Annotated in this window: 17 protein-coding genes; 12 read left to right on the top strand and 5 right to left on the bottom strand. The window is 40.8% G+C overall.

Going from position 1 to position 20,495, the window contains the following annotated elements:
- The first annotated feature begins 2 nt into the window (after window positions 1-2).
- The 6 genes from bamA (at window position 3) to H5088_RS08300 (ending at window position 5,827) form a co-directional block, all read left to right on the top strand.
- Window positions 3-2,474, top strand: a complete 2,472-nt coding sequence (gene bamA, locus H5088_RS08325; RefSeq protein WP_024596248.1) for an outer membrane protein assembly factor BamA — start codon at window positions 3-5, stop codon at window positions 2,472-2,474.
- Between the two features lie 11 nt (window positions 2,475-2,485).
- Window positions 2,486-3,004 (top strand): OmpH family outer membrane protein, encoded by a 519-nt coding sequence (locus tag H5088_RS08320; RefSeq protein ID WP_182752665.1) that lies wholly within the window; start codon window positions 2,486-2,488, stop codon window positions 3,002-3,004.
- 7 nt (window positions 3,005-3,011) lie between these two features.
- Window positions 3,012-4,034, top strand: coding sequence for a UDP-3-O-(3-hydroxymyristoyl)glucosamine N-acyltransferase (gene lpxD / locus H5088_RS08315; protein WP_182712633.1), 1,023 nt, complete (start codon window positions 3,012-3,014; stop codon window positions 4,032-4,034).
- 26 nt (window positions 4,035-4,060) lie between these two features.
- Window positions 4,061-4,513, top strand: coding sequence for a 3-hydroxyacyl-ACP dehydratase FabZ (gene fabZ, locus H5088_RS08310; protein WP_002958310.1), 453 nt, complete (start codon window positions 4,061-4,063; stop codon window positions 4,511-4,513).
- A 2-nt stretch (window positions 4,514-4,515) separates the two neighbouring features.
- The gene (lpxA, locus tag H5088_RS08305; RefSeq protein WP_165742989.1) at window positions 4,516-5,286 is read left to right on the top strand and encodes an acyl-ACP--UDP-N-acetylglucosamine O-acyltransferase; all 771 of its coding nucleotides are present in this window, start codon (window positions 4,516-4,518) and stop codon (window positions 5,284-5,286) included.
- 148 nt (window positions 5,287-5,434) lie between these two features.
- Entirely contained in the window at window positions 5,435-5,827 is a 393-nt protein-coding gene (locus H5088_RS08300; protein WP_024596251.1) for a septal ring lytic transglycosylase RlpA family protein, read from the top strand.
- Here H5088_RS08300 and cydC read toward each other — a convergent pair.
- Genes cydC through H5088_RS08275 form a run of 5 tightly spaced genes read right to left on the bottom strand, consistent with a single transcriptional unit; the run spans window position 5,810 to window position 12,227 of the window.
- Window positions 5,810-7,555, bottom strand: a complete 1,746-nt coding sequence (gene cydC, locus H5088_RS08295; protein ID WP_182752664.1) for a thiol reductant ABC exporter subunit CydC — start codon at window positions 7,553-7,555, stop codon at window positions 5,810-5,812. The two genes, H5088_RS08300 and cydC, sit on opposite strands and share 18 nt — an antisense overlap.
- On the bottom strand, window positions 7,548-9,341 hold the full coding sequence (gene cydD / locus H5088_RS08290) for a thiol reductant ABC exporter subunit CydD (protein ID WP_182752739.1): 1,794 nt from the start codon (window positions 9,339-9,341) through the stop codon (window positions 7,548-7,550). Before cydD ends, cydC begins: the two co-directional genes overlap by 8 nt.
- Window positions 9,331-9,495, bottom strand: coding sequence for a cytochrome bd-I oxidase subunit CydX (gene cydX / locus H5088_RS08285; RefSeq protein ID WP_002958303.1), 165 nt, complete (start codon window positions 9,493-9,495; stop codon window positions 9,331-9,333). The genes cydD and cydX overlap by 11 nt, the downstream gene beginning before the upstream one ends.
- 12 nt (window positions 9,496-9,507) lie before the next feature.
- Window positions 9,508-10,647: a cytochrome d ubiquinol oxidase subunit II gene (gene cydB, locus H5088_RS08280; RefSeq protein ID WP_002958302.1), complete on the bottom strand. Its 1,140-nt coding sequence runs from the start codon at window positions 10,645-10,647 to the stop codon at window positions 9,508-9,510.
- Window positions 10,644-12,227, bottom strand: a complete 1,584-nt coding sequence (locus H5088_RS08275; protein ID WP_182696042.1) for a cytochrome ubiquinol oxidase subunit I — start codon at window positions 12,225-12,227, stop codon at window positions 10,644-10,646. Before H5088_RS08275 ends, cydB begins: the two co-directional genes overlap by 4 nt.
- Before the next feature lie 301 nt (window positions 12,228-12,528).
- On the opposite strand from H5088_RS08275, the gene lpxB reads away from it, so the two are divergent.
- The 6 genes from lpxB (at window position 12,529) to H5088_RS08245 (ending at window position 20,486) form a co-directional block, all read left to right on the top strand.
- Window positions 12,529-13,686: a lipid-A-disaccharide synthase gene (gene lpxB / locus H5088_RS08270; RefSeq protein WP_182752663.1), complete on the top strand. Its 1,158-nt coding sequence runs from the start codon at window positions 12,529-12,531 to the stop codon at window positions 13,684-13,686.
- The gene (rnhB, locus tag H5088_RS08265; protein WP_182752662.1) at window positions 13,676-14,278 is read left to right on the top strand and encodes a ribonuclease HII; all 603 of its coding nucleotides are present in this window, start codon (window positions 13,676-13,678) and stop codon (window positions 14,276-14,278) included. Before lpxB ends, rnhB begins: the two co-directional genes overlap by 11 nt.
- A 2-nt stretch (window positions 14,279-14,280) precedes the next feature.
- Window positions 14,281-17,772 carry a DNA polymerase III subunit alpha gene (dnaE, locus tag H5088_RS08260; protein ID WP_182752661.1) on the top strand — a complete coding sequence of 1,164 codons (3,492 nt, stop codon included), beginning with the start codon at window positions 14,281-14,283 and terminating at the stop codon, window positions 17,770-17,772.
- Between the two features lie 16 nt (window positions 17,773-17,788).
- A complete protein-coding gene (gene accA / locus H5088_RS08255) occupies window positions 17,789-18,745 on the top strand; it encodes an acetyl-CoA carboxylase carboxyl transferase subunit alpha (protein WP_002958297.1) in 957 nt (318 codons plus the stop codon).
- 82 nt (window positions 18,746-18,827) lie between these two features.
- Window positions 18,828-20,132, top strand: coding sequence for a tRNA lysidine(34) synthetase TilS (tilS, locus tag H5088_RS08250; RefSeq protein ID WP_182752660.1), 1,305 nt, complete (start codon window positions 18,828-18,830; stop codon window positions 20,130-20,132).
- Window positions 20,133-20,486, top strand: coding sequence for a hypothetical protein (locus H5088_RS08245; RefSeq protein ID WP_024606283.1), 354 nt, complete (start codon window positions 20,133-20,135; stop codon window positions 20,484-20,486). It abuts the gene before it with no gap.
- Window positions 20,487-20,495: the final 9 nt, after the last annotated feature.

Genomic DNA, 20,495 nt, shown 5'->3' with positions numbered 1-20,495 from the left:
AAATGGCTATAAAAAAACATTTGGCAGTAACAAGTTTATTGGGTGCAAGTTTTGCAGCCCTAGGCCAAAACTCCTTTATTGTTGAAGACCTGAAAGTTGAAGGTTTACAGCGTGTAGCACTTGGTGCAGCGCTAACACATATTCCTATTAACGTAGGCGATAATGTTGATGACTATACGATTTCAAAAACAATAAAGTCACTTTATCGTTCTGGGCACTTTGATAACATAAAAGCCCTTCGTGATGGCAACAACGTTATTTTTAAAGTAACGGAACGTCCTACCATCAGCTTCATTGAGTTTGAAGGCAATAAAGACATTAAAGACGAGCAGCTTAATGAGTCTCTTGATCAGCAAGATATTCGCCAAGGTGAACCACTTGATAAAACCGTTATCGATAGTATCGAAAAGGGCTTAGTTGAGTTTTTCCACAGTATTGGTAAATACAACGCTAAAGTAGATATCAGTATTACTAAGTTGCCTCGTAACCGCGTTAAACTTAAATTAGAGTTTGATGAAGGTGATGCAGCTTCTATCCGACAAATTAACTTAGTGGGTAATGAACTTTTTTCTAATGAAGAGCTTCTTAAACTTGCTGAATCGCAGCAAGATTTACCTTGGTGGCAGTTTATGGGTAGCGATCGCTACCAAAAGCAAACCATTGAAGGCGATTTAGAAAAAATTCGTAGTTATTATTTAGACCGTGGTTACCTACGTTTTAATATCGATTCAACGCAAGTATCAGTGAGCCCTGAACGTGAATCAGTTTACGTTACAGCTAACTTAACCGAAGGCGTAAAATATACCGTTAAAGGCTTTGACTTTATTGGTGACTTGCTTGGCCGTGAAGACTTAATTAAAAGTGTTATCCCACTTAGAGCGGGTGAGCTTTACAATGGCTCAGTCGTTACTTCGTCAGAAGAATTTATTAAAAGCTACTTAGCACGTTTTGGCTACGCTAATGCTGAAGTGCGTACAATTCCAGAAATTGACGACGAAAAGCAAGAAGTACAACTAACACTATCGGTTAATCCAGGTAAGCGTGTATACGTTCGTCGTATTATTGTTGGTGGTAACCAAAATACAGCTGATGAAGTACTTCGCCGTGAAATGACACAACTTGAAGGCGCCTGGTTATCTAATCAAAACCTTGAGCGTTCAAAACTACAAATTCAACGTTTGCCTTATATGGAAACTGTTGATTTTAACGTAGTGCCTGTACCAGGTGTGGATGACCAAGTAGATGTAGACTTTACTGTAAAAGAGCAATCAGCGGGTAGCTTTAATGCTGGTCTTGCTTATGGTTCTTACTTAGGTCTGCAGTTTAATATTGGTGTAACAGAATCTAACTTTTTAGGCACAGGTAACCAAATTGGTTTAAACCTTAATACGTCTACAGGTTCTGAAAGCTTAAGCTTATCGTACACAGACCCATACTTTACGCCAGATGGTGTATCGCAAGGCAGTAGCATCTTTTACAGAAACTACGATGCAAGTAAATTTAGCCTTGTTGAGTACAAATCAAAAAGTTATGGTTTAGGCACAAATATTGGTTTTCCAATTGATGCTGTAAATCGTGTTAACTTTGGCGCCCGTTGGATTAAAGAAGAGCTTTCGGATATTGCAGAGTACGAGCAAACGCGTGTACTTCGTGAAACATTCTTAGATCCAGACAACCCAGATGCAGGCTTTGACTTTACTAAGTATGAGCTGAGTGTTGGTTGGTCGCGTATTACAGTTAACCGTGGTTTATTCCCAACAGCGGGTTCGCGTCAAACTCTAAACTTAACAGCAACAACGCCTAACTCAGATCTTCAGTACTTTAAACTGAATTACGATTCGCGTTTTTACTGGCCTATATCAAATGACCACCGTTGGGTATTCTCAACGCGTGCAGCGCTTGGTTATGGTAATGGTTATGGTTCTACAAACGGGTATGAGCAAACACTGCCATTCCAAGAATACTTCCGTATAACGGAAATGGAACTTCGTGGCTTTGACCGTAATACAATATTACCACGTGCTGTATCGCGTATACCGCAGTCTATTCCGGGTACGCCAGGTGCAGACGGTACTACAACCGGTAGCATTGGTGGCGCATCAGAATTTGATATTCTAGTGCCACAAGGCCGTATTGGTGGTAATGCTAAAGCAGTGGCAGGTATGGAGCTAATTGTTCCTACGCCATTCTTAGATGAAGAAAATACCAGCTCTGTACGTACTAGCTTCTTTGTTGATGCTGCAAACGTATGGGATACTGAGTTTAACGTAGACCGCTATCAAAACTTAGGCGTTGATGAACGTGCTAAATTAGATGACTATTCAGACCCAATGCGCTTTAGGGTTTCAACCGGTCTTTCATTACAATGGATCTCTCCAATGGGTCCAATGCTGATCAGTTTTGCGTATCCATTGCAAAAAGAAGAAGATGACGATACGAAAACCATCAGCTTTAACATTAGTAACACTTTCTAAAGGAGTTTTTTGTGAAAAAATTATTTAAATCAACAGCTGTAGCAGTTTTAGCAACTTTAATGATGGGTACTTCTGTGAATGCATTTGCACACAAAGTAGGTATTGTTGATATGCAGGAAATCTACAAGCAAATTCCTCAAATGGCTAAAATTGAACAGTCTTTACAAACTGAGTTTGCTGAACGTCGTCAAGAGCTTGAAAAGTTACAAGGCGATATTCGTTTTGAAGCTGAAAAATTTAAACGTGAAAGTACAACTATGAGCCAAGCTCAAAAAGATGCACTACGTGATAAAATTCAAGGCATGCAAAAAAATCTTGCTGAACAAGGTCGTCCTTTAGAGCAAGAAATCAAAGCGCGCCAAAACCAAGAGCTTGCTAAAGTTCAAGGTGTGATAATCAAAACAATTGAAGAAATTGCTAAAGAGGGCGACTTCGACGAAGTTAAAGTAAAAGACACAACAATTTACTTTAACCCTAAAGAAGTAACTGATCTTTCGTCTAAAGTTGTAGCTGCAGTTAGTAAGAAATAATCACTCTATGCAAAATTATACGCTTTCGCAAATTGCGGAACTTCTAGGCGCCGAACTTCAGGGTGATGGCGCTTTAGAAATAAAAAAAATAGCGACACTTGCAAATGCCCATTCTGGGCATATTGCATTTTTAGCGAACTCAAAATATCGCTCGCAACTTGAAACTACTCAAGCTAGCGCTGTAATAGTAAGCCAAGCCGATGCTCAGTACTTTAGTGGTAGCAAAATTATTGTTGCTAACCCGTATGTAAGTTACGCAAAATTAGCGCAATTTATGGATACAACACCACGCTCAGCCTCGACGGGTATTCATCCAAGTGCTACGGTTCATTCAACAGCGATTGTTAGTGACAGCGCCGCTATAGGGGCTAATGCAGTCATTGAAGCTGATGCGGTGATAGGTGACAATGCGCAAATTGGTCCGAACAGTTTTATCGGAGAACGTGTTAAAATAGGCTCTGGCACTAAGCTTTGGTCTAGTGTGACTATTTATCACGATGTTGAAATTGGTTCAGATTGTTTGTTTCAAGCAAATAGTGTTGTAGGTAGTGATGGGTTTGGCTATGCGAACGAACGCGGGCAATGGGTAAAAATACCTCAGCTTGGTTCAGTGATCATAGGTAACAAAGTTGAAATTGGTGCAAGCACGACAATTGATCGTGGCGCACTGGACAATACCATTATCCATAGCAATGTTATTATCGATAATCAGTGTCAAATAGCGCACAACGTTGAAGTTAATTCAGGCACCGCAATCGCGGGCTGCACCGTACTTGCAGGAAGCGTTACCATTGGCAAAAACTGTCAAATTGGTGGCATGGTTGCAATTAATGGTCACATGTCTGTATGTGATGGTGTTATAATTACCGGCATGAGTATGGTGACAAAATCAATCACCGAACCAGGTATTTACTCATCTGGTATGCCCCATACAACAAACAAAGAATGGCGTAAATCAATAGCTCACTTGCGTAACCTTTCAGACATGAAATCTCGTCTTAAAGCGCTGGAAGCATTGGCTAAGTCATAACGTTGAACACTAATAAGGATGCTATTTTGGCAAACGAATTAAATAGCCTTGATATTCAAGAAATTTTAAGTTTATTACCGCACCGTTACCCGATGCTATTAATTGATCGTGTTATTGATTTTACACCTGGCAAATCTTTACATGCTATTAAAAATGTTTCTATAAACGAACCTATATTTACTGGCCATTTCCCAAATCAGCCAATTTTTCCTGGTGTGCTAATATTAGAATCAATGGCGCAAGCCACGGGTTTATTAGGTTTTAAAACAGTAGAAAATCGTAGTGAAAACGAATTATATTTATTTGCTGCTGTTGATAACGCACGTTTTAAACAGCCAGTGATCCCAGGTGATACAATGCACCTTCATGTTGAGTTTTTAAAAGAACGTCGCAACATTTGGAAGTTTGCAGCAGAAGCTAGAGTCGACGGCAAAGTAGTGTGTAGTGCCGAAATTATGTGTGCGAGAAGAGAGTTTTAATAGTGATCCATTCTACAGCAATAATCGAACCTGGCGCTAAACTAGGTAACAATGTCTCAGTTGGTCCGTATAGTTATATTGGCAATGATGTTGTTATCGGTGATAACTGTATTATTGAGTCTCATGTTGTTGTTAAAGGGCCATCAACTATTGGCTCTGGCAATCATATTTTTCAGTTTGCGTCTGTGGGCGAAGCCTGCCAAGACAAAAAATACAACAACGAGCCAACCACATTAATCATGGGTGATAACAATGTTATCCGTGAATGTGCCACTATTCACCGTGGTACAATTCAAGACCAAGGCGTTACTAAAATTGGTAGTAATAACTTATTTATGGCTTATACACACGTTGCACATGACGCGGTAATTGGCGATAACGTAATTTTTGCTAACAATGCAAGTGTGGCCGGCCATGTACATGTAGGCGACTGGGTTATCTTAGGTGGTAATTCGGGAGTTCATCAGTTTTGTAAAATTGGTGCACATGCCTTTATTGGTATGTATTCAGGTGTTAACAAAGATGTACCACCTTTTGTTACTACCATTGGTATGCCAGCAGGCCCTGCCGCTATCAATAAAGAAGGCATGAAACGTCGTGGTTTCGAAAGTGATGAAATTATGGCTGTACGACGTGCATACAAAGCGTTTTACCGTAAAAGCTTAGGTGCAGACGAAGCGATTGAATCGCTTAGTGAAGATGCTGAAAAGTACCCTGCTGTGAAATTGATGGTCGACTTTGTTAAAAGCTCAGAGCGCGGCATTGTAAGATAATTCGCGCGTTTTGCTCTAAGCATAAAAAAACCACCCTAGATGATAAATCGAAGGTGGTTTTTTATTGCCCACGGTTTAGACCTAATTCAGTTAATACTCAGCGAGCTCAAGTTAGTATGCATCTAATTTGTATAATAAAAGTCATCCTATGCGTTTACCTAAGTTAGTTGTCACTCTTTTTATTACTTCAGCGTTAGCCGCTTGTAGTAGCCAACCTATTGTTAAATCATCTACTGGAGAGGTTACTCAAGTTGGTAAAGCATCTTTTTATGCTGACAAATATCACGGGAGAACAACTGCCAACGGAGAGCGCTTTAGCCAACAAGCCGCCACAGCAGCCCATTTAGAGTTCGACTTTGGCACTAAGGTCGTTGTTACCAACCTCGCTAATAATAAATCAGTCACGGTAAGAATTAACGATAGAGGCCCGTATGTGCGAGGTCGTATTATTGATTTATCAAAGAGTATGTTTGAAAAGATAGCCGACCCTAAAGTCGGCGTTATTGATGTATCAGTAACGGTTTTAAAACCGGGTAGTTAGCGCAATATAGTCGGGATAAGTGCTACTGAGCTCTTTATGAGAGCCTTGTGCGACTACTTTACCGCCTTCTAACCATACAACATTATCCATTTGAGCAAGTAGAGCGGGATCGTGCGTAATTGTCAGCACGCTGGCGTTATTCATAACATGCATTATTGCTTGCATTACCCCTTGCTTAGATTGATTATCAAGACCTTCTGTTGGTTCATCAAGAACTAAAATAGTAGGGTTTTTAAGTAATGCTTGGGCAATGGCTATACGCCTAGATTGACCTTGCGACACGTTACGCCCGCCAGTGCCTAATCGTGTTTTTAAACCTTCTTTTAGATCATTAAACCATGGGCTCAATTGAGCTAATGCGAGCGCTTCAATCATTTGCTCTTTAGTTGCATTTGGCGCGGCATAACGTAAGTTTTCACTTAATGTGCCATCAAAAATATGGTGCTGCTGGGCGAGTATATTTATAACATTTGCGCGTATATCATTATTTAACGAATGTAAGTCAACAACGCTATTTTGATTGTTTAGCGTTATGCTGCCTTGTTGCAAAGGCCATAAACCAGTAAGTAAATTTACAAGCGTCGTTTTACCGCTGCCGCTTCTACCTACAATCGCTACTTTTTGCTGAGGCATTAGTTCAAAACTGATATTAGTTAGCGCTTTTTGTTCACCATATTGGTAGCTAATATTGTTAAGTACTAACGTGTGATTTTGCGCGCTAAAGTTTTCATCAACGTCTATATGTTTACTTTCAATTTGCGTACTAGCTGCTTTATCTTCAAGTGTAAACAATCGCTTTGCTGCTTTTAAAACATTTGGAAGCTCTATAAACGCGTTGGGTAGTAGTAATACGCTTTCAAAGCTTGCCAGTACAAATAAACTTAACATAGCAAGTTCTACATTTACCATACTGCTTGCGTAAACCAGCGGCACAATGGTTACTATGCTAGCAAGCATGGCTAATTGAACAACCAACAAGCTTAATCCATCTGAGTTTGCCAGTGCTTTGTGGCGAATAAATAATTGCTGATTGTACTGCTCGCTTAATTCGTCGCACTTATTAAGTTGCTGCGAACGGGCTTGATAAATACTAAGCTCTCTAAGGCCTGTAAGTGTATCTGAAAGCTCAGAGCGAAGTTGTGCACTAAGTTGTGTTTCTTTATGGCTGTTTTTAGTGAGCTTTATGCTGAGTAGGGCAGGTATAACCACACCAATAAGTATAATGCCAGTAAAGCAAATAAGGGCGACGTTGCCATTATAGGCCGACATAAACAGCATGATGATTGGCACACTTAAAAGAGCGACCAGCATAGGAAGTAAAACGTTTAAATAAAATTTGTCGAGTGCGTCTACATCGTTTTGTAATCGGTTAACTAGATCAGCGCTGCGGCTCATTGCTAAATCAACATTGTTAAGCTTGCTTAACGTTGCAAATACATTGGTACGTATTTCACTTAGTAATAAAAACGTGGCGTTATGAGTAACTAGGCGTTCGCCATAGCGCGATGCTGTTCGCACAATAGCTAAAAAACGAATCGTGCCGGCAGGAGTAAAATAATTCATTTGTACGCCCGCAATACCAGCAGCGGCCATTGATGCTAAAAACCAGCCAGATATAGCCAACAGGCCCACATTAGCTAATACCGTAATCGTCGCTAAAAATGTACCCAATAGCATAGCTTTGTAATGAGGAGCACAAAGTTTTAATAAACGAATAAAATTACGCATGCACCACCCCTTGTTCAGCCGTTTTTAGTAAGTCAGCAAATGCACCATTTTGCGCTGCAAGTGTTTCAAAGTGACCTTGCTCAGCTATTTTTCCATCGTGCATCACAATGATATTGCTGGCATGTTTAACGGTATTTAATCTATGGGCAATAACTAATACTAAGTTGTTTTTAGCATATTCATTAATAGCATCTTGAATAAGCAGCTCTGTTTGACTATCAAGGTGCGCAGTGGGCTCATCAAGCACTAAGACTGGTGCTTGTTTTATAAATGCGCGAGCCAGTGCAATACGTTGTTTTTGACCGCCAGAAAGCCCTTCACCTTGCTCACCTATCTGGGTGTTAAAACCATCGGGTAGGGTATTAATAAATTCAAGCACACCAGCTTGTTTTGCCGCGTGTTCAAGCTCTTGCTGTGTGGCAGTGGGTTTGGCCAATTTAATGTTGGCAGCAATGGTGTCGTAAAATAGCGTCGCTTGTTGTGGTATCCATGCAATATTATTTTGCAAGTAAGTAATATCGGTTGTACTTAAACTCTGATCATTAATAGATAGGTTGTTAATCACCTCAGGGTGAAACCCTAATAGACAATCAAATAACGTACTTTTACCTGAGCCACTACTGCCCACAACTGCAATTAAGCCTTTATTTGGCAATGTTAAATTTATATTTTTAATCCCTTCGTTACTACCAGGGTATATAAAATTAAGGTCGGTAATACTTATTGAATTAATTGTATTTAAAGTTAAATTGTTTTCAGGTGTGCTGGTAGTTACTGGCGCATTTACGTCACTTGGCAGTGGGGCATTTAAAATCGCAACCATATCGGCCGCCGCACTAATACCTTGTAAACGTGCATGGTAATGACTACCTAGTTGGCGCAGTGGTAAATAAAATTCAGGCGCTAAAAGTAGCACCACAAAGCCAGTGGCAAAATCAAGAGTGCCAAAAAATAGTCTAAAACCAATAATTACGGCAACGAGTGCCACGCTAATAGTGGCTAAAAACTCAAGTGCAAATGATGATAAAAACGCGATTTTTAAAACATCGAGTGTCGCGTGTCTAAAATCATCTGAAATTTTAGCTATTTGTTTAAGCTCGGTACATGTTGCATTAAATAGTTTTAGCTGAGTTAAACCTTGCACGCGGTCAAAAAAGTAATTGCCCAGTACAGCAAGTTGCTTCCAGCGTTTTTGGTTTAAAGCTTCGGCTTTAGAGCCTACTAAAATCATGAAAAAAGGAATAAGTGGGGCGGTTAATAAAAATATCAGCCCAGCTTTATAATCTGTCGGAAAAATAACTACCAATATTGCCAGCGGAATAAGCGCGCTGTAAGCAACACCTGGCAAGTATTTAGCATAATAGTCGTGAAGTGCTTCAACGCCATTATGCAGGGTATTTAATGTAGCGCCTTGGCCGTGTTGTTCTATATAACTAGGCCCAAGTAAGCTGAGCTTATGAAGAAGTGTTTGGCGCATAGCCGATTTTATTTTAAGCGCAGCAAATGCACTTAAGCGCTCACTTAACGCTAAAAACACCGCGCGCAATAAAATAATGCCTGCTAAGGGCCATAATAAATGAGTGACTTGGGCTAAATTATTACCTTCAAACATTACATTATGAATAGCTTGAGCCAGTAAATAAGCACCTGCAATCATCAGTAATGCGTTAAAAGTACCCAGTGCAATGCTTAACTTTAACCACACTGCAGTGGGTTTACTTTGACGCTTTAAAAAAGCGCGCAGTGATTGCTGCTGCGCGCGATCTGGCCGGGGGTTAGTCGTCATCTTTTGTGTTGTTAGCATCATTTAATAAATCGTGCATGGCTTGTTCATCATCAGCAATGCTGTTTTTATTTTGATGAAATTCGTACCACATTACATTTATTACACCTAAGGTACAGGCCAAAAGTACACCTAAAATCCAAGCGAAATACCACATTGTTTAGTCTCCTTAGTAGCTACCATGAGTGTTGTTTTCAATTTCTTCTACCGTTACTCTGCGCCACATTTTTACGTAACACCAAGTGGTGTAGGACAATATTAGTGGTACAAAAATACACACTGCAACAAACATTATATTGAGCGTTTTATGGCTCGATACCGCATCCCAAATTGTTAAGCTAATATTAGGGTTATTACTTGATGGCATAATAAATGGGAACAGAGAAACACCGGCCGTCATAATTACGCCAATTAACATTAAGCTTGTTGAAATAAGTCCAAGTGCAGGTTTATTTAATTTTGAAAACACAAGTGCACTTAATGCCATTGCAAAGGCTAAAATAGGGAAGGTCATTGTCCACGGACGAGTGCTGTAATTACTTAACCAAGCACCTTGCGCTGTAGTGACTACTTTAGCTAAAGGGTCTGCATGACTTTGTGTATCAGCCATAGATACAACTTGGTAACCCGTTAAGTTAGCCACCCAAAAACCAGCTGCAGCAAATAACACGATAAACACAATAAGAGAATAGCGACCATATTGACCCGAACGCTCTGCGACCACACTTGCTGTTCTAAGTTGTAACCACATACCCGCATGCGCAACTAACATGGTAATACTCACTAAACCTGCAAGTAATCCAAATGGGTTAAGCAAGCCAAAAAATGATCCTTGGTAGCTTACACGCATAAGGTTATCAATATTAAACGGTACGCCTAAAAATAAATTACCAAACGCAACACCAAATACTAATGCTGGAATTGCGCTGCCTGCAAGCAAGCCCCAATCCCAGTTATTGCGCCAGCGTTTTGAGTCTACTTTACTGCGGTAATCAAATCCAAGTGGTCTAAAAAACAAAGCAAAGAGTACTAGCATCATGGCAAAGTAAAAGCCCGAAAATGCAGCTGCATAAACCATAGGCCACGCCGCAAATAACGCGCCGCCTGCAGTTATAAACCATACTTGGTTACCATCCCAATGCGGGCCAATTGTGTTTATTACTGTGCGGCGCTCTGAATCTGTTTTACCAACGAGGCGGAGCAACATAGCAACGCCCATATCCATACCATCGGTAATAGCAAAACCAATAAGCAGCACACCAATGATCAACCACCAAAGCATTTTTAATGTTTCATAATCAAAAATCATGATTGCTCTCCTTCAGTTTTATCAGCTTTGCTTGGTAATTCAAAATGATACTTACCAGTATGTAGCGAGCTTGGCCCTTGCTTAACAAAGCGGATCATCAGCCAGCCTTCCACAATGGCTAAACCAGTATAGAAAACAATAAACCCAGTTAAGCTAATTAAAATATCGTTTACTGTTAGTGACGACGTGGCTAAAAAGGTCGGCAGTATTTCAGATATAGCCCAAGGTTGACGACCATACTCGGCAACAATCCAGCCAAACTCAATCGCTATCCAAGGTAGTGGAATACTCAATACGGCAGCCCATAACAACCAGCGTTTTTGCTCAATAACGCGGTGTGCGTTGTAGTAAAATGCCAATATAAATACACCTAGCATGGCCACACCACAGGCAACCATAATCCTAAATGACCAAAACATAGGGCCTACTTTAGGAAAAGAGTCTTTAACAGCTTTTTGAATTTGTTCTTCAGTAGCATCTACAACATCAGGTGTGTAGCGCTTAAGTAGCAAGCCATAGCCTAAATCATCTTTTAGAGTATTAAATTTGGCGATATTATCTGGCGTATCTTCACCGTTTCTAAGTTTTGTAAGGTATTCATAAGCAATCATACCGTTGCGAATACGTACTTCATGTTGTTTTTCTAGGTCGTTAATACCCGTTACTTGCTCATCTAGTGAGCGCGTAGCAATTAACCCAAGTGCGTAAGGTATTTTAACCGCCGCATGTGTTACTTGCTCTTCTGAATCAGGAAAACCAAATGCGGTAAACGCAGCCGGAGCTTCTTCTGTGTGCCATTCAGCTTCAATTGTGGCAAGTTTTACTTTTTGGACTTCGCCTACTTCGTAGCCTGATTCGTCACCGAGTAAAATTACACACAAAATTGACGCTAAACCAAAGCCTGATGCGACTGAAAAAGAGCGTTTAGCAAATGCTAAATCACGACCCTTCAATATGTACCAGCTACTAATACCAAGCACAAACATAGACGCTGCTACATAACCTGCCGATACAGTATGAATAAACTTAACTTGGGCTACAGGGTTAAACACAAGCTCTGCAAAACTGGTCATTTCCATGCGCATGGTTTGATAGTTAAATTCAGCGCCTACTGGGTTTTGCATCCAACCGTTGGCAATTAAAATCCACAGCGCCGACATGTTAGTACCAATGGCCATTAAAAAGGTCGCGCCTAAATGTTGGCGTTTAGAAAGCCTGTCCCAGCCTAAAAAGAACATACCCACAAAGGTCGATTCTAAAAAGAATGCCATTAAACCTTCAATAGCCAGGGGAGCCCCAAAAACATCACCTACGTAATGGGAGTAATAAGACCAGTTAGTACCAAACTCAAATTCCATGGTAAGGCCTGTTGCCACACCAATTGCAAAGTTAATACCAAACAATTTTCCCCAAAACTTAGTCATATCACGATAAATTTCGCGACCGGTCATAACATAAACCGATTCCATAATAACTAAAATCCAGGTCATACCTATCGTTAACGGTACGAATAAGAAATGAAAGAGAGCGGTAACAGCAAACTGTAATCGCGATAGATCCACAAAGGTTTCATCTATCATTATTGGCTCCTTGAGAGTGACGGATTAACAGGGCAACATTTTATTGGCAAAGTTAAAATTTAATGAACTTTCAGTAATTACTGAAAGTTTGTAATAGTATTTACGTTTGTGCAATCTTTGTCAACATACATATTAGTAAAACTTAATATATATTTCCTATGCTACATCAGTATTAAAAACAAACAACATAAAGCCTTAACTTAGGTGATAAAAAACCAGTTATTTAAAGCGTTTAACCAAACAGTAAAACACGGTAAACTAACAAGCATGAACGCCTGGTTTACTTGTGAAATAAAATCAAATGAATAAAGATAAAAAACAACTACGAATTGGTATTGTGGCAGGTGAACTGTCGGGCGATATTTTAGGTGAAGGCTTAATTAAAGCCCTTAAAAAACACTTTCCGGACGCTATTTTTGAAGGAATAGCAGGACCTAAAATGCAAGCGCAGGGCTGTAAAACACTTTACGACATGGATGAGCTTTCGGTTATGGGGCTTGTTGAGGTGCTAGGGCGTTTACCACGTTTGCTTAAAATACGTAAGCAACTCGTGCAGCATTTTGTAGATAACCCACCTGATGTATTTATAGGTATTGATGCACCGGATTTTAACTTACGTGTAGAAAAGCCACTTAAAGATGCGGGTATTAAAACCGTACAGTATGTAAGTCCGTCTGTTTGGGCGTGGCGCGAAAAGCGCATTCATACAATAAGTGCAGCCACTAACTTAGTGTTAGCATTATTACCATTTGAAAAAGAGTTCTACGATAAGCACCAAGTGCCATGTACATTTGTGGGGCATACCTTGGCTGACGACATAGCACTTGAGCACGACGATACTAAAGCACGAGAAGAACTCGGCTTAAGCCTTGATGACAAAGTACTGGCGCTGCTACCTGGTAGTCGAGGCTCTGAAGTTGGTTTGCTAAGCGAGACTTACATTAAAACAGCCGCGCAGTTGCAAGCTAAAAACCCCAATCTTAAAATTGTGGTGCCGTTGGTTAACGAAAAACGCAAAGCGCAGTTTAGTGATATATTAAACGCTACCGCACCAATCCTTAATGTTAACCTGCTTGATGGGCAATCAAAATTAGCGATGCAAGCTGCTGATGCTATTTTATTAGCCTCGGGCACAGCAACACTTGAAGGTATGCTTTATAAAAAACCAATGGTTGTGGGCTATAAAATAAAGCCTTTGAGCTATTGGATTTTTAAAACGTTATTTACGTTTAATATTAAGTACTTTTCGCTGCCTAATTTATTAGCCGACGAAGAGCTAGTGCCTGAGTTTTTACAAACCGAGTGTAATGTGACTAACTTAACAAACGCACTTACCCCTATGCTCAACACAGATAACAAAGAGCTAAAAGCACGCTTTTTAGCTATTCACGAAAAAATCAGATTAAATGCCAGTGAACAAGCAGCCAATGCTGTGGCGGAGTTAATAAATGCAGATTGATAGACCCAATGTATCCTTAATTGCTGGTGTAGATGAAGTAGGGCGCGGCCCACTTGTTGGTGATGTAGTCACTGCCGCCGTTATTTTAGATCCCACTAAACCAATTGCAGGCTTAGCAGATTCTAAAAAGTTAACGGATAAAAAACGCCAAGCACTTGCAGTTGAAATAAAAGAAAAAGCATTGTGCTACGCGTATGGACGCTGCAGTCCAACAGAAATTGACGAGTTAAATATTCTACACGCAACGATGCTTGCCATGAGTCGCGCAGTGGAGGCATTAAGCACACAACCTGAATTTGTATTTATAGATGGTAATCGATTGCCAAAACTCACTATGCCAGCACAAGCTGTTGTTAAAGGTGATAGCTTAGTGGCCGAAATTTCAGCGGCGTCTATTTTAGCTAAAGTAGCACGCGATGACGAAATGCTTGAACTTGATAAACGCCACCCAGAATATGGTTTTGCAGGGCACAAAGGGTATCCCACTAAAGCGCACTTTGCAGCACTTGAACAATACGGTGCAATTGACGAGCATCGTAAAAGCTTTAAACCTGTGCAGCGGGTTTTGGCGCAAGTCAATGGTGAGGGCTAAGCATGGCTGCTCCTGATTTTGTTCATTTAAGAGTTCATTCAGACTTTTCGATGGTTGATGGCCTTGCTAAAACAAAGCCAATAGTCGCAAAAGCGCAAGAGCTGCAAATGCCAGCCATTGCAATTACTGATCAAATGAACTTTTGTGGTTTAGTGCGTTTTTATGGCGCCACGCATAATGCGGGTATTAAACCTATAGTGGGTGCTGACTTTTGGGTTCGTAGCCCAGAGTTTCCTGATGAGCCAAGCCGCTTAACTATATTAGCCAAAGACAACGACGGCTATAAAAATATTACCTTGCTGATATCTAAAGCTTATCAGCGTGGGCATGTATTTCATCGCCCTGTGATTGACCGCGAGTGGTTAGTTGAGCTAAAAGCAGGCTTAATTATTCTCTCAGGCGCTAAAGACGGTGACTTAGGTAAAGCATTATTAAAAAATAATCCGACTGTAATTGAATCGGTTGTTAGTTTTTATAAGCAGCATTTTAGCGATAACTACTACCTAGAGCTTGTTCGCACCAATCGACCGCTTGAAGAAGATTACTTGCACATGGCGGTAGAGCTTGCTGCTAAAGAGCAACTACCGGTTGTAGCCACCAACGAAGTGGTGTTTTTAAAGCCAGAAAACTTTGAAGCGCACGAAATTCGTGTTGCTATTTTTGACGGTTACACGCTCGATGATAAGCGCCGCCCTAAACGGTTCTCTGAAGAGCAATATCTAAAAACAGCAGAGCAAATGGCTGAGTTGTTTAGCGATATTCCAGAGGCACTACAAAATACCGTAGAAATTGCTAAGCGCTGTAATGTAACTGTGCAATTAGGTACTTACTTTTTACCTGATTACCCAACCGGCTCGCTTAAAATTGAAGACTTTTTAGTTAAAGTGTCACAAGACGGCCTTGAAGAACGACTACAGTTTTTATTCCCAGACGAAGAAGATAGAAAAGTAAAACGTGTTGAATACGATGAGCGTCTTGCAATTGAGCTTGGTGTAATCAACCAAATGGGATTCCCTGGTTACTTCTTAATCGTAATGGAGTTTATTCAGTGGAGTAAAGATAATAATATTCCAGTTGGACCTGGTCGTGGTTCAGGTGCGGGTTCGTTAGTTGCGTACGCGCTTAAAATTACCGACCTTGATCCACTTGAGTTTGACTTACTCTTTGAGCGATTCTTGAACCCTGAACGTGTATCAATGCCCGATTTCGACGTCGATTTTTGTATGGATAGACGAGACGAAGTAATTGATCACGTGTCGGCTTTGTATGGTCGGGATGCGGTTTCGCAAATTATTACCTTTGGGACCATGGCTGCAAAGGCGGTAATACGTGATGTAGGGCGAGTGCTTGGCCATCCTTACGGGTTTGTTGATCGAATTTCAAAATTGATTCCGGGTGACCCCGGTATGACACTTGCCAAAGCGTTTGATGTAGAACCGCGCTTGCAAGAAGCCTACGATGGCGACAATGAGGTAAAAGACTTAATCGACATGTGTCGCATCCTTGAAGGGTGTACACGTAACGCCGGTAAACATGCGGGTGGCGTAGTAATATCGCCAACCACTATTACCGACTTCGCTGCGCTTTATTGCGACGACGAAGGTAAGTTTCCAGTAACACAGTTTGATAAAAACGATGTAGAAACAGCCGGCCTAGTTAAGTTCGATTTCTTGGGTTTACGTACACTGACTATATTGCAGTGGGCGGTCGATATGACCAATGTGCGCATGAAGCGCCAAGGTAAAGACCCCGTTGATATAAACACCATTCCACTGGATGATAAAAAAAGTATTGAGTTGCTACTTAGAGCCGAAACGACCGCTGTATTCCAGCTAGAGTCGCGTGGTATGAAAGACTTAGTACGCCGCCTTAAGCCCGACTGCTTTGAAGATATGATTGCACTTGTGGCTTTGTTCCGACCAGGTCCACTGCAATCAGGCATGGTAGATAACTTTATCGACCGAAAACTGGGCCGCGAAGAAATCTCATACCCAGATGCGCAGTATCAGCACGAAAGCTTAAAACCAATACTTGATCCAACGTACGGCATTATTTTGTATCAAGAACAAGTAATGCAAATTGCGCAAGTACTGGCAGGTTACACGCTAGGTGGCGCCGACATGCTGCGTCGTGCAATGGGTAAGAAAAAACCCGAAGAAATGGCAAAGCAGCGTTCAACATTTGAAGATGGCGCAAGAAATAACGGCATTGACGGCGAGCTTGCGATAAAAATCTTCGACTTGGTAGAAAAGTTCGCAGGTTACGGTTTTAACAAATCTCACTCAGCAGCTTACGCACTCGTATCGTATCAAACATTGTGGATGAAAACGCATCATCCTGCAGAGTTTATGGCTGCGGTAATGTCGGCCGATATGGATAACACCGACAAAATAGTTATTTTGGTGGATGAATGTGAAAACATGAAGCTCACCTTATTACCACCAGACGTAAATGCAGGTGAGTTTAAGTTTACAGTAAACCTTGAAGGTGAAATTGTTTACGGCATTGGCGCGATAAAAGGCGTGGGTGAAGCACCGGTTGATGCAATCCTAGAAGCGCGTGCAAAAGGCGGCCCATTTAAAGATTTATTTGATTTTTGTGCCCGTGTTGATTTAAAACGCTTAAATAAACGTGTTACCGAAAAATTAATTTACGCGGGTGCTTTGGATCAATTAGGACCAGAGAAAACCCAATCTGGGCGTGCTACATTACTAGCCAGTTTAAAAGATGCTATGCGTGCGGCCGATCAACACAACAAAGCTGAGCAATTAGGACAAAGTGACTTATTTGGTTTATTAGCCACTGAGCCTGATGAAGTTGAACAAGCTTTTATTAAAGCCACAGGGCTTACTGATAACGAGTGGTTAGATGGCGAAAAAGAGACGCTAGGCCTTTATTTAACTGGGCATCCAATAAATCAGTACCGCCGTGAGCTTAGGCATTACACTAGCGGAAAAATAGTTGATTTACAGCCAACTAATCGTGATGTGTTTGCAACGGCCGCTGGTTTGGTGATTGCTTCTAGAGTATTAATTAATAAAAAAGGAAATCGTTGGGCCTTAGTAACTTTAGATGACAAGAGTGCACGGATTGATGTACGCTTGTATTCAGACGAGTTTGAAAAGTACCAAGATATGCTCCAAGTTAACAATATCTTGGTAATATCTGGACAGGTCAGCTTTGATAACTTCTCCGGTGGTATTACAATGACCGCCAGAGAAATAAACACCATTGCTCAAGCGCGTGAAAAGCGTATTAAAGCGATTAAAATGACGCTGAACATGGTGCAAATCGAGGCAGGTTTCTTCGATAAATTACAAAAAGTACTCGAACCCTATAAAATGGGAACGTGTCCGATCAAGGTTTATTACCAACGTCCAGATGCGTTGGCGCAATTAACTCTTGGGATCGAATGGTGTGTTACGCCAAGTGACGACTTAATCCATAAGTTATCACTAATGGCTGCGCAAGATGTAGAACTAGAATTTAACTAATTAGGTAGTTTAGAGCATGAGCCTCAATTATCTTGATTTTGAGCTTCCAATTGCAGAATTAGAAGCAAAAATTGAAGAATTACAAAGTATCAGCCGCGCTGGCGAATTAGACCTTGAGTTAGAAGAGGAAGTCAGCAAATTAAAAGAAAAAAGTGCCAAACAAAAACAGGAGATTTTTTCTAATTTAGGCGCTTGGCAAGTATCACAGTTAGCACGTCATCCGTTGCGTCCTTACACTCGAGATTATATCGAGCGCATTTTCACGGAATTTGACGAGTTTGCTGGCGATCGTACTTTTGCTAACGATCCAGCTATTTTAGGTGGCATTGCGCGTTTAGATGGCGAACCGGTAATGGTTATTGGCCAACAAAAAGGTCGTGATACTGCTGAAAAAATTAAACGCAACTTTGGTATGCCAAAGCCAGAAGGTTACCGTAAAGCATTACGCTTAATGGAAATGGCTGAGCGTTTTAAAATGCCAATCATGACCTTTATTGACACACCAGGTGCATACCCAGGTGTTGGCGCTGAAGAACGTGGTCAATCTGAAGCAATCGCACGTAACTTAAAAGTAATGGCGTCACTTAAAGTGCCGACAATATGTACAGTTATTGGTGAAGGCGGTTCAGGTGGTGCATTAGCGATTGGTGTTGGCGACAGAGTTAACATGTTGCAGTACAGCACTTATTCTGTAATTTCGCCTGAAGGTTGTGCGTCTATTCTTTGGAAAAGCGCTGACAAAGCACCGCTTGCAGCAGAAGCAATGGGTGTAACTGCAGAGCGCGTTAAAGAGCTAGACTTAATCAACAACTTAGTTGATGAGCCACTAGGTGGTGCACATCGTAATTACGATGCTATGGCACGTAACTTAAAAGTACGCCTTAAGCGTGACCTAGCAGACTTACAAGCGCTTACGCTTGAAGAAATGCTTGATCAACGTTACAAACGTTTAATGTCGTTTGGTTATTGCTAAACACATTAATTGTTAAAAAAAGCCGCTTATGCGGCTTTTTTGCTTTAAAATGTTCAGAGTTTTTATATAAAAGTGCGGCCATATGCATACAACAGCAATTTATCAGCAATTAAAAAAATCACTAAATAGCTATATTGAGCAAGGTAACACTGTTTTTACTGTGGCGCTTTCTGGTGGTGTTGATTCTGTGGTGTTGCTGCATTTAATGAGTGCTTTAAGAGCCGATAACCCTGCAATTGATGTATCGGCTATTTATGTTCACCATGGCTTGAGCCAGTATGCCGATGACTGGCAACGCTTTTGCAAAAATGTATGTATTGAGCTTGATGTGCCTTTTAAAGTCGCAAAAGTTGTAATTGAGCAGCAGTCGCGTACGAGCCTTGAAGCCCAAGCTCGCGATGCACGTTACAAAGCACTTGATGAGCTAAGCCCACAAGGCAGCATTGTTTTATTGGGCCAACATTTAAACGACCAAGTAGAAACGTTTTTACTGCGCTTAAAGCGTGGCTCGGGTTTAAAAGGGCTTGGCGCCATGCACCAAGTGCGTTTGCTGCAAAGTGGCCGTGTATGTTTTAGGCCATTGTTAAACGTAAAGCGAAGCGATATAGAAGCGTTTGCGGCGCGCTTTAATATTAACCACATAACTGATGACTCAAATACAGATGAAAGTTTTGACCGTAACTTTTTACGCTCAAAAATAGTACCTGTGTTAGCCGAGCGTTTTACTGGGTTTGAACAATGTACAGCACGAAGTATTGAGCTACTACAACAACAGCAAACATTACTTGATGAATACACTCAGCTTGATTTAAATAAGTGTATTAACGAGCACCAAGCACTGTGCATTAGCCAAATAAGCGAATACAGCTCAGCGCGTATTGCAAATATAGTGCGTGCGTGGCTTACATTATTTACACAAGTCATGCCATCGCAAAAGCAGCTTGAGCAAATTATTAATCAAGCAATGTGCGCAAAAAACGACGCACAAATGCGTATTGATTTGCTCGATGGGCAAATACGTCGTCATCAAGGTTATTTGTATTTTGTAACACCAAATGAAGTATTAACAGATAGTGAGCTGAATCATTCACAGCTAAAACTTGCAGACGGGCGCTTATTAATTAAAAGCATTGGTTTTGGAGTAAGACCTCCACACTCAAATGAGCAAGTAATAGTGCGCTTTAATTGCAATAGCGCACGTATTAAACCACTTAAAAAGCCTGGTAGTAATACAGTTAAGCATTGGTTTAAAGATGCAAAAATAGCGCCGTGGCTACGCGCCAGTGTGCCACTTATTTTTTATAATGATGAATTAGTTCAAGTGGTTGGTTGTTTTATAAGCGCTAAGCATGTTGATGAAAATGGTATTTTTTGGGAGTGTAAATAAATGAGTAAACAGCCGCATGTTGGCTTATCGTTAGTAACAAAAGCGCCAATGGGTATGCTAATAACAGCGCTTATTGCTGTTATCGCTAATGTTTTACTTGAGTTAAATATAGTTACGTTAGGTTATGCAGTCGCTGGTGGGATTGCATCTGCAGTACTTTTATTAGCTTATTGGTTAGGTAAAGGTGGATTGTTTTTTATTTTAGGCGTGAGCCTGCCACTGCTTTTAGTATTATTTACACCGCTTGCTACTATTACCGCATTACTTAATTTAATTAGCGGGTTCTTTTTTGGTTTTTGTGCTGCGTTGTTTATTTATAAATTGGTAAGTGCAAAGCCTAGCGGGGGAAGCTAGGCTTTTTTA

It is taken from the genome of Pseudoalteromonas sp. SR43-3, assembly GCF_014163875.1.
Classification (GTDB): domain Bacteria; phylum Pseudomonadota; class Gammaproteobacteria; order Enterobacterales; family Alteromonadaceae; genus Pseudoalteromonas; species Pseudoalteromonas distincta.
The sequence above is the reverse complement of the archived record's forward strand: the minus strand, read 5'-3'. Positions and strand labels throughout refer to the sequence as shown.